This is a genomic window from Phycisphaerae bacterium, assembly GCA_012729815.1.
Taxonomy (GTDB): Bacteria; Planctomycetota; Phycisphaerae; order JAAYCJ01; family JAAYCJ01; genus JAAYCJ01.
Genome location: JAAYCJ010000360.1, coordinates 1 through 9,836, shown reverse-complemented (window position 1 = coordinate 9,836; position 9,836 = coordinate 1). Strand labels below are relative to the sequence as shown.

Below are 9,836 nucleotides of genomic sequence, written 5' to 3'. Positions count from 1 at the left end.
GTCGGTGCGATCGGCATCAGGATCGGGATGACTGGCACTGGTGGGTTATAAGGGAAATACCATGAAGGCGGTGGTTTTTGGGTCGGCGGGCGAGTTTTCGGTGGATGACGCGCCTCGGCCGGAGGCGGGCGAAGGCGAGGTGCTGATCGAGGTGGCGGCGTGTGGGATTTGCGGGACCGATCTGCACATTTTGCATGGGGAGTATCCAGCCGATTTTCCGCTGATTCCCGGGCATGAACTGGCGGGGACGGTAGCGGCGGTGGGACCGGGTGTGGACGATCTGCGGACCGGCGATCGGGTGTGCGTGGACCCGAACATCGTGTGCGGCCGCTGTGGGTACTGCCGGGCGGGCAAGGTGCATTTGTGCGAGAAGCTGGACCCGATCGGGGTGAAGCGCGACGGCGGGTTCGCGGAGTACTGCGCGGCGCCGCGGTCGCAGGTGTACCGCGTGGGCGAGCAGGTGGCGCTGTCTCACGCGGCGATGGTGGAGCCGCTGGCGTGCACGTTGCGTGGCATAGAGCAGGCGGGAATTCGGCCGGGGCAGACGGTGATGATCCTCGGGGGCGGGGCGATCGGGGCGATTCTAGCCCAGTTGGCGCGGCTGGCGGGTGCGGCGGCGGTGGTGGTTTCGGAGCCGATCGAGCGGCGAAGGGAGCTCTTGCTGAAACTCGGAGCCGACCGGGCGGTCGATCCGTCGTCGCAGGATCCCGCGCAGGAGATCCGCAAAGTCGATCCGCAGGGCGCGGACGTGGTGATCGAGGCGGCGGGCCTGGCGGTAACGGCGAGGCAGGCAATGACGGCGGCAAAGCGCGGGGCAACGATCGTGTTTTTCGGGGTGGCGCCGCCGGACCAGCGGATCTCGGTCAGTCCGTTCGAGGTCTACGTCAACGAGTGGACAATTCGGGGCTCGTTCATCAATCCGAACACGACGCAGGCGGCGGTGGATCTGTTGAACGCCGGGCGGCTTGAGTTGGGGCCGTTGATCAGCCACACGTTTGCGCTCGATGAGTTCGGTGAGGCCATCGAGACGTTCGGACGGCCGGAGAGCTACAAGATTCAGATTGTGCCGGGGTGAAACGCCTCACTTCTCACGGTTGAGGCTCTTTTTCCTTCCACTGCCGCTGGACGTCCTGGTAGCGCTGGGCGACGACGTCCCAGTCGATATGGTTGAAGAACACGTCCATGTACTGCTTGCGGTCCAGGCCGAACTGGGTCAGGTAGGCGTGCTCCCAGACGTCCATCACCAGCAGCGGCGCGCAGGCGGCCATGTGGTTGTGGTGGTGCTCGTTGACCCAATCGTTGACGAGTTGGCCGGTCCGCGGATCGACGTAGAGGATGGCCCAGCCGATGCCGCGCATGGCCCCCACTGCCAGAAAACGGGTCTTCCACTGGTCGAAGCCGCCGTATTCCTGGGCGATGGCCTTAAGGAGCGGGGAGTTTTCGGCCGGCGTCTTGGCGTCTTTGGCCATGTTTTCGAAGTACAGCTCGTGCAGGCGCATGCCGTCGAATTCGAAGCCGAAGCGGCGTTTGACGTCGGCGAACTCGGTGGAGGACGGGTCAAGCTGCCTGAACAGTTGCAGGTACTTGTTGGTGTGCTTGACGTAGCCCTCGTAGAGCTTGAAGTGGTTCTGCAGCAGGTTGTCGTTAAGGCCTTCGGCGCCCAGCAGGTGCGAGAAGTCGCGGACCTGGTAGACGTCGGCCCGTTTGGGCGTTTGGGCCTGTTGCCCTTGCTGTTGGTTCTCTTGCGAATTCACCTGATCGGCTCCTACCAGGAATACCAGGAAGGTCATCAGCACCGTCAATGCCAGAAGTCTCCCCATTCGCGACATGTCGATCCTCCCGTTTTGGACAAGAAACCCTTTGGCAAGCCATGTTCCTGAACGCCATTGTAACGGGTTTCGATCCAAGGGCAAGGGACGATCGGAAATCGCCGCGGCGCGGTCGTCGCGTTGAGGACGTTAACCGATGAGCCGCAAGGCGTTCTGGCAGAGGACCTTGTCCATCACCGGGTCGGGCAGGTCGAGTTTTTCAAGGACGTCGAGTTGGCGGCGGTCGAAGTAATCGCGGCCAAAGAGGATTCGGTCCTGGAATTCGAGGACGAATTGCCGGCCGTGGTCGAGGTCGCGTTCCAGAGAGTTGGCGCCGCTGCCGGCGGAGAGATCGGCGTAGAGGTTCGGATGGCGGCGGAGCAGTTCGGTCATGCGGCCGTGGGCTTGGACGGGGCCGGACGGATAGCTGCTCTGGTCGGCTTCGGCGTCGGCTGAGATTTCGCGCCAGAAGCCGGGTCCGTGGCCGATGAAGATCGTTTCGGGACACTGGCGGCACATGTTGCCGACCACGGTGATGTCACCGCCGTACCAGGCGGGCCACTGGCGATGGTCTTCGCAGAGGCGGTCCATGGCGCACCGCGGCAGTTCCAGGTGGAAGAGGACCGGGAGCTTGAGGCCGCCGCAGAAGCGGTACATGGCGATGGCGTCGGGGTTGTCGTAGCGCATTCGCAGCTTGAGTTCGCCGTAGACCTTGATGCCGTAGAGGTTGACGGCGGCCTGGAGGCGGGCTCGGGCGGATCGGCTGCGGGGGTCGGGAGCCCAGCCTCCGATGAAGCGGTTTGGGTACTTCTGGAGGCCTTCGACGATCATCCAGAACTCGGCGCCTCGTCCGCGCGGGTCCATGACCTCGTGGTATCCGGGCTCGACGTTGTACTCGTCGTCGGGGATTTCCCACGAGAGGAGCCAGGTCTTTTCGATGCCGTATTGATCCATGTTCTCGACGAGACGGTCGATGGTGTGTCCGTGCCAATTGGGATGGTTGTGGACGTCGATGATGCGCCGGGCCATGGGTCTTCTCCTTGCCGCTTGAGCCACAGTTCCCGTCCATTGTAGGCAGGGGATACCTGTTTGACAATCCGCAGATGCGCTCGATGGTTCTCCGAGCTATGGCAGGATCGCTGCGAAGGGATCAACAAAAAGACGTCGCATGACGCCCAAGCCCAGGTGGTTGGGATCGAACATGACCAGGAGGGTCAGGCACCAGAAATGGAAGGTGGCGGCCACGCCCAGCAGATAGCCTGCGGGGCTGGCCAGTGCCGCCCGCAGCCGGGCCACACTCGGACGGGGCTCTTCGCGTTCCAGCCATCCGCGCCACACGTGCACGCCTGTCACCGCTCCCGTGTGGATCAGAGCGAAGATGAGCATGTTGAGGGTCGGCTGGTGCCACATCATGCAGTAGACGAAGACGGCGAGGGTGGCGAGGAGTCGGCGGTTTCGTCCGCCGAGGGGGATGTAGATGTAGTCGCGGAGCCACTGGCTGAGGCTGATGTGCCAGCGATGCCAGAGCGTTCGGATGTTGCTGGCGAGGTACGGCCGTTCGAAGTTGCGCGGCACATCGATGCCCATGAGGCGGCTGATGCCCATGGCCAGGTGGGTGTAGCCCGAGAAGCCCAGCAGGAAGCGGAAAGCGATCAGATAGGTTCCGAGGAGGGCCTGGCCGAAGGTCAGGTTGGCGGCGTCGTTGAAGAATCCGAGGGTGAAGAAGAAGGTCCGCTCGTGGTACGGGTTGACCAGCCACTCGTTGATGACTTCATCCACGAGGACCAGTTGGCCGATTCCCAGGGCGATCAGCAGTCCGCCCAAGCGGAGATTTCGGCTGTTGATCCGCGATTTGCAGTGGTCGATCTGTTCGTTCATGGAGGCGTAGTAGGTGACCGGGCCGAGTCGGAAGGTGGGCGCGTAGAGGAAGAAGAGGGCGAAACGGTCGGGCCGCAGCGAACCAACGGGTTTGCCGCGGCAGATGTCGGAAAAGAGGCCGAGGAACCGGATGAGGAAGAACGCCGGGCCACAGAGCAGGAGGATATCGAGGTGGCCGGCGTCGGCGAGCACGCGATTGACCGGTGTGGCGAAGAGGCCGAAGTAGATGCCGTTGGCGATGAGCCACCCCCCCGCCAGGGCCAGGCGCGCCGGACCGGCGCCTCGTCGCACGGCGGCGCGGGCGAGCAGGCACAGGAGCCAGGCCAGGACGCAGGCGGCGAGAATGCCGAGGGTAAAGCCATGCCCGAAGGTCAGCCAGAGTATCAGCAGGCTGGTCACAAGAAGATATGGCCGCATCCACCGCTGAGGGACCAGCAGCGCGCCGAGGGCGGGCAGCGCGAAGAAGGCGACGCCGGGCGGCATCTGGCCCTGATAGCGCCACCATTCGGGCAGCGTGATGTCGAATACCGGGTGTTGGTAGAAACGCATGGAATAACCGCCAGATCAGACCGCCGGCCATGATAGTGCGGCGACGGGGCGCAGGCAACGTCAAAAGCGGCGGCGGAATTGGGAGTGTGCGATGTTCCAGGGAAATATCGTTCCTTCGTTTGCAGCGGGGATGACCGACGTCTCATCCGGCGGGCTTGGCCGCAGGCTTGGCGCCTTGGCGGGAGGCCGTGGCCACCGCGTGATACCATCCGCCCTCCATGCTCAGCCAGGTAAACAGGCGCAGGCCGTTGCCGCCGGAGGCTTCGACGTAGCGGCGAAGTTCCTGAACGGCGCACTCGTGGCGGGCCAGCGTGTTGTCGAAGTACTGGTGGTATTCGGCTGGTGTGGGGGCAAAGATCACTCGGGCCAGGATCGTGGCGCGGCCGCCGATGATCTCGCGGGTCTTTTCGCCCACGCCCCAGGGGATCATGGCCACGTCCACCGGATCGGCGAGGAACCGCCAGTCGGTCCCGCGTTTGCGGGCGTAGTCGATCTGCGGATAGGAGAAGGCCCAGAGGGTCATCTTCGGGTCGATCCGGGCCATAGCCGTCTTGGTGGCGGCGGCGACCTGGGCCAGGTGTTTGCAGTTGAAGGTCAGCCAGTCTTGGTGGTAGTGGCCGTCGAGGGTTTCGGCGTCGAGTTTGGCGTCCGGAGCGATTTTGTGTTGTGCGCGGAAGCCTTCGACGCAGCGCGGGCAGTAGCACGGCGAGGCGTTCTCAGCGATGTAGTGCAAGGCGTCGGGAGGCGGGGTTAGGAGTTCGGTCAGCCGCGTTTTGAGCACCTCGCGGGCGGGATCGGTGAGGAAGTACGACGGGCAGCACCATTTGGCATCGGCTTTGCCGTCGCGGTTGATTCGGGCGTGGTTGGGATCCTTGTCCCAGCAGACCAGGAGAGGATGCTCGATCTTGAAGAGCGTCTTGAAGCCCCGCGTGCGGTATCGCTGGTAAGGCGGACCGCATTCGACCACCGTCACGCCGATATCCTTCCAGGTCCGCAGGATCGCCTCCTGTTCGGGTGGGCTGACCACGTGGAGCCACGAACTGCAGATTTCGACCTCCAGCCCCTTGTCCGGGTTCCCTACCGCCCGCGGAAGCACCTCGATGGTCATTTCCCGCCACGGGCCCGGTTCGGTCGCGGGCGGGACGGTCTCGCGCCAGTAGGCGGCGTGCTTGCCGAGCGAGGCGCTCTCGTCGGTCGCCAGGGTGCAGACCGCCCACATGCCGCCGCGCTGGGCGTAGTCGGCTTCGCGGGTCTTGGGTCCACTGGGCCGGACCTTGGGCAGGCGGACCGACTGCCGGAAACGGTGGACACCGTCGTGATCGACCGGCTCGGGGGCGGAAACCGTCGGCCGGGAGAAGTCGCTTTCGCGGCCGACCGCGTCCATGATCGCCACTCCTTGCGGGAGATCAAACTCGATCGACCAGTCGTCGGTGATCTTGTCGGTCAGGTTGAGCGGGGCGATCACGAACGGCTGGGCCTGGTTGCGAGAGACCTGGCGGTGGAGGTTGTACTGCGGATACGGCGGCCACATGGGCCACGCCCGCATCGGATCGTCCTCGGGTTGTTCGTACTTCTTTTCGGCATAGGTGATGGTGCCGAAGTCCGATGCCTCGGCGGTCGTTCCCGTCGCGTCTTTGGCGAAGGCTGAGACGCGGTAGGTTCCGTACTCCTTGAGCACGTGGCCGTAGAGTTGCAGCGTATAGAGCCCATCGTTCCAGCGCCGCACGCCGAGGCCCTTTCCCTGCTCAAGCTTGCGTTCCCGGTTCTTCTCGTCCGTGACGACCAGCCACAGCTCGACCGGCTCGGCGGCGTCACGGACCACCACATCGCCCGCGAAAACCGTCTTGGCCATGCCCCGCGGCGGGTACATCGCGAGTTTCCGGTCGCTCCATTCGGGCGTCCGCACCTCGATCGTCAGGGCCTCCGCCGCACCGCAGATGAGGCCTATCGTCAGTACCTGTACCGCAATCGTCACCAGTTTCATCATACTTCCTCTACTGTGAATTCGTGCTGCAAGGCCGCGTACGGGTCAAGCATCAGTCATTCAACGCCAACTGGTACTTGACCCACGGATCGGGCACCGAGAAGCCGACGTGTTTGAACAGGTCGGTCGGTTTCCAGCGGACGTGGCCGTCGACGAAAAGGATATTGACCCCGGCACCGCTGTGGGCGTAAGGGATCAGGGGAACGGCTGAGAAAGGATTTGCACTGGTTCGCAGGTCGCAGACGCTCGATGCGGTGGTGCTGGGTCGGTCGCGATAGCCGAGGGTCGGCCACGGGAACGGCGGCACGCCGCCCCGCCAGGACGGTTGAGCACCGGGCGAGGTGAACGGCAGGACGTACAGGACGTTGATCAGGTCACCGAAGCCGAAGTCCGGCTTGCCGGTCGGGTCGGAGAACGGTCCCCGCTTGAGGCAACTGTCTTTGACGTTCGAGAGCACGTCGACCCAACTGGGATCTGCCACGTATGGCTTAAGGAGTCCGAAGCCCTTGTATCCGCCGTAATAGACCGAGCGGTATTCCGGGTAGCGGCACTGGGGATAGCCGCCTTCGTCACTCTCGTACATGGACAGGTACATTCCCACCTGGCGCCAGTTAGCTGCGCACTGGGTGGCCTGGGCCTGGCGGCGGGCCTCCTGTAGGGCCGGAAGCAGCATGGCCACCAGGACCGCGATGATCGCGACGACGACCAGCAGTTCGATCAGCGTGAATCCGCGGAGTCTTCGGCAACCGTTAATTCGGAGCATTGTCAGTTTCCCGCACGGGCGCGCATGACTCGCGCACCACGAGTTCCGGCGGCAGCATTACCCGCCTTCGGCCGTCGTGTCCGCCCTCGATCCAGTTGAGCATTTCATTCAGCAACACGCCCATCGCCTGATCCAACGGCTGACGGACCACGGTAATCGGCGGGTGGTAGGTCCGGCTCTCCTCGGTGTCGTCGTACGAGAGCAGCGAGAGGTCGGCGGGGACCGTCTTGCCGAGGGACGCGAGTGCGTGCAGGACGGCCGGCATCAGCACACCGCCGGTCACGAACACCGCGGTCGGCGACGATGCGCGGTCGAAGACGCGGGCCAACCGCTGATTGACCTGGTCGTAGCGGTTTTCCGCCTCGACGGTCAGATTCGGGTCGATCGGCACGCCCGATCGTTCGAGCACCTGGCGATAACCGCGAAGCCGCAGATCGTCCGGGCTGCCCTCGAACATCGCGGATGAGACGGTGCATATCCGCCGGTGACCCAGTTGAAGCAGATACTCAGCCGCCTTGGCCCCGCCGAGGCGGTGATCGACATAGACTTGCGGGACCTGATCGTTTCGGAGCTCGCGACCGAAGCAGACCACCGGTCGGCTGGCCGGTCGCCACCCGTTGAGGAACTCCAAGCCTCCTCGCGTGAACGGCATGAAGATCACCCCGTCGATCCCCGGCGAGGTCAGAAGTCTCGGCGTTTCACCCCCCTCCTCTCCGAACGCCTCCACAAACTCGTAGACCAATCGGCACGGCCGGGGGGATCGGCGAAGATGTCTCTTGAGATAGCGGAACAGGTCAGCCAGATAGGCGTTGTTGACGCCGTGCGGCCAACTGTCGAGGATGACGCCGATGGTCAGCGTTGCGGACCCGCCGGAGCGGCCGACGAAGGGTTCGAGGGTCGAACCGCTGCGAAGGTCGGCGGCTTTGAAAATCCCCTGCCGCGGACGCCGTTCGATCAGGCCCTGGGCCTCCAGATCATCGAGAATTCCGTTGAGGCGGGCCAGGCTGGCCCCGCTCTCCCGCATCAGAGTTCGTATCGGCGGCAACGGCTCGCCGGCCCGGAGCGAGACCAATTGCTTTTCCAGGTAGTCGCGGACCTTCAATCTGGCTTGATGACGTGAAGTGGTGACCATTGGCGATCCTGTGAATCGATCTTGTATCTAATTTGCATCCTAACTGTTTCGGGCTTCTGTGTCAACCCCTTTGTCGGGGCGAGTCGGAAGCCGTAGCGGGCGATCAGGAAACGCGCAGTCCCACCTGCTGCATTTCGTCGAGGAAGGCTGAGGGGTGATTGGCCCACTGCTCAGCCTCGAGGGGGGCGATCAGGCCTTCGCGGCAGAGGCGGGCCAGCGAGCGTTCGAGGGTGACCATCCGCTCTTCGGGGATGTCCTTGGTGCGGGTCTGGAGGAGGGAGTAGATCATCTCGGCTTTGCGGAGGCGGATGAGGTTGGCCATGGCATAGGTATTGTTAAGGATCTCCATGGCGACGACGCGTCCCTCGCCGTCGGCCTTTGGGATAAGCTTTTGCGATATAATATAAGCAAGACCAAGCGACAGTTGGCTGGCCACCTCTTCCTGTTGGTCGGGGGGGAACATGTCGAGGATGCGGGTGATGGTGCCGCGAACGTCGCGGGTATGGAGGGTGGAGAAGACCAGGTGTCCGGTCTCAGCGGCGGAGAGGGTCCAGGTGGTGGACTCGCGGTCGCGCATTTCTCCGACGAAGATGACGTCCGGGTCTTCGCGGAGGCAGTCGCGCAGACCGCGGGCAAAGCCGGGGACGTCGCGGCCGACCTCGCGTTGGGAGATGATCGCCTTGTGGCTGTGGAGGCGGTATTCGATCGGGTCTTCGAGGGTGATGATGCGCCGCGGGTGGGTTTGGGTAATCCGGTCGATCAGCGAAGCAATGGTGGTCGACTTACCGGCCCCGGTGATCCCGGTGATCAGGACCAGTCCCCACTGGCGATTGACGATGTCGCGCCACACGCCGTTGGGAAATCCGATTTCCTCGACGGGCGGGGCGGAGGCTTCGAGAGCCCGGACGGCGGCGCAGAGGCCGTCGTTGTCGCGAAAGACGTTGATCCGGAACTGCATCGACTCGGTGATGTAGGAGGTATCGACGGAGCCGCCTTCGGCGAGGCGTTCCTGTTCGGCGTCCGAGAGCAGGACGCGGGCCAGGGCGTCGACGGTCTGTTTGTCCATCGGCTCGCCCTTCATCCGCTGAAGCCGCCCGTCGACCCGGTAGACCGGCGGGCATCCGGCCTTCAGGTGCAGGTCGGAGACCCGCAGCTTGCCCTGCTGCGAGAAGTATTCGAGCAGGTTGTGCATGCTCAGTTGGCGGTCGTCGCCTTTGCGGTAGAGGGGCGTGTCGATTGTGGGCTTTTCGGACATGGTGGTTCCTCGCTTGCCGACGGCTGCGCTGAGTATACCACCGGGCGCAAGGAAACGCTATTGGCCGTCGCGGCCGATGCGGCGGTGGTAGCAGTCGCGGCAGAGTTTCTGGCCCGAGGGCAGGACGAAGACCTTTTCGAACGTGCGGCTGCACGCGGCGCAGATGCCGCGTCCGGTGGGCGGATAGGGTTGGCCGTCGGGACCGATCTTCTCCCGCCGGGCGCGGATCGCGTAATGCTCTTTTTCCGCCCGCCAGGCCAGCATCTTGGCCGCCGTCCAAGCCAGAATGGCGAGAAGGACCAGGAAGAAGACCCATATCCAGCAGCCGACCAGGGCGTAGACGTTTTGGGCGAAGGTGACGGGATCGACGAAGGCTGGAAAATGGACGAGGCGGGCCGCCGTCACGAATGGCCCTCCGGCACGGGTTCAGCGGGTTCGATGGGCTCGACACGGTTGTAGCAGTCGGG

Annotated in this window: 9 protein-coding genes; 1 reads left to right on the top strand and 8 read right to left on the bottom strand. The window is 64.0% G+C overall.

The features are described from left to right. Positions 1–61: 61 nt before the first annotated feature. Complete coding sequence (locus tag GXY33_22760) at positions 62–1,075, top strand: zinc-dependent alcohol dehydrogenase family protein (protein ID NLX07974.1); 1,014 nt, start codon at positions 62–64, stop codon at positions 1,073–1,075. Positions 1,076–1,088: 13 nt separating this feature from the next. Here GXY33_22760 and GXY33_22755 read toward each other — a convergent pair whose 3' ends face one another. The 8 genes from GXY33_22755 to GXY33_22720 all read right to left on the bottom strand — a co-directional run bounded on the left by GXY33_22755 (position 1,089) and on the right by GXY33_22720 (position 9,774). After that, entirely contained in the window at positions 1,089–1,790 is a 702-nt protein-coding gene (locus GXY33_22755; GenBank protein ID NLX07973.1) for a superoxide dismutase, read from the bottom strand. A 168-nt stretch (positions 1,791–1,958) separates the two neighbouring features. Further along, positions 1,959–2,837, bottom strand: coding sequence for an amidohydrolase family protein (locus GXY33_22750; protein ID NLX07972.1), 879 nt, complete (start codon positions 2,835–2,837; stop codon positions 1,959–1,961). A 96-nt stretch (positions 2,838–2,933) separates the two neighbouring features. Then, complete coding sequence (locus GXY33_22745) at positions 2,934–4,235, bottom strand: MBOAT family protein (protein NLX07971.1); 1,302 nt, start codon at positions 4,233–4,235, stop codon at positions 2,934–2,936. Positions 4,236–4,377: 142 nt separating this feature from the next. After that, the gene (locus tag GXY33_22740) at positions 4,378–6,219 is read right to left on the bottom strand and encodes a hypothetical protein (protein ID NLX07970.1); all 1,842 of its coding nucleotides are present in this window, start codon (positions 6,217–6,219) and stop codon (positions 4,378–4,380) included. Positions 6,220–6,271: 52 nt separating this feature from the next. Continuing rightward, positions 6,272–6,982, bottom strand: coding sequence for a prepilin-type N-terminal cleavage/methylation domain-containing protein (locus GXY33_22735; GenBank protein NLX07969.1), 711 nt, complete (start codon positions 6,980–6,982; stop codon positions 6,272–6,274). Continuing rightward, complete coding sequence (locus tag GXY33_22730; protein NLX07968.1) at positions 6,969–8,114, bottom strand: substrate-binding domain-containing protein; 1,146 nt, start codon at positions 8,112–8,114, stop codon at positions 6,969–6,971. The genes GXY33_22735 and GXY33_22730 overlap by 14 nt, the downstream gene beginning before the upstream one ends. A gap of 103 nt (positions 8,115–8,217) precedes the next feature. Next, on the bottom strand, positions 8,218–9,369 hold the full coding sequence (locus GXY33_22725; protein NLX07967.1) for a PilT/PilU family type 4a pilus ATPase: 1,152 nt from the start codon (positions 9,367–9,369) through the stop codon (positions 8,218–8,220). A 57-nt stretch (positions 9,370–9,426) separates the two neighbouring features. After that, on the bottom strand, positions 9,427–9,774 hold the full coding sequence (locus tag GXY33_22720; protein NLX07966.1) for a hypothetical protein: 348 nt from the start codon (positions 9,772–9,774) through the stop codon (positions 9,427–9,429). Positions 9,775–9,836 lie beyond the last annotated feature (62 nt).

Excerpts from the sequence above, each read along its gene's own strand:
- GXY33_22760 (NLX07974.1), top strand. The coding sequence starts at position 62 with ATGAAGGCGGTGGTTTTTGGGTCGGCGGGCGAGTTTTCGGTGGATGAC.
- GXY33_22755 (NLX07973.1), bottom strand. The coding sequence starts at position 1,790 with ATGACCTTCCTGGTATTCCTGGTAGGAGCCGATCAGGTGAATTCGCAA.
- GXY33_22750 (NLX07972.1), bottom strand. The coding sequence starts at position 2,837 with ATGGCCCGGCGCATCATCGACGTCCACAACCATCCCAATTGGCACGGA.
- GXY33_22745 (NLX07971.1), bottom strand. The coding sequence starts at position 4,235 with ATGCGTTTCTACCAACACCCGGTATTCGACATCACGCTGCCCGAATGG.
- GXY33_22740 (NLX07970.1), bottom strand. The coding sequence starts at position 6,219 with ATGAAACTGGTGACGATTGCGGTACAGGTACTGACGATAGGCCTCATC.
- GXY33_22735 (NLX07969.1), bottom strand. The coding sequence starts at position 6,982 with ATGCTCCGAATTAACGGTTGCCGAAGACTCCGCGGATTCACGCTGATC.
- GXY33_22730 (NLX07968.1), bottom strand. The coding sequence starts at position 8,114 with ATGGTCACCACTTCACGTCATCAAGCCAGATTGAAGGTCCGCGACTAC.
- GXY33_22725 (NLX07967.1), bottom strand. The coding sequence starts at position 9,369 with ATGTCCGAAAAGCCCACAATCGACACGCCCCTCTACCGCAAAGGCGAC.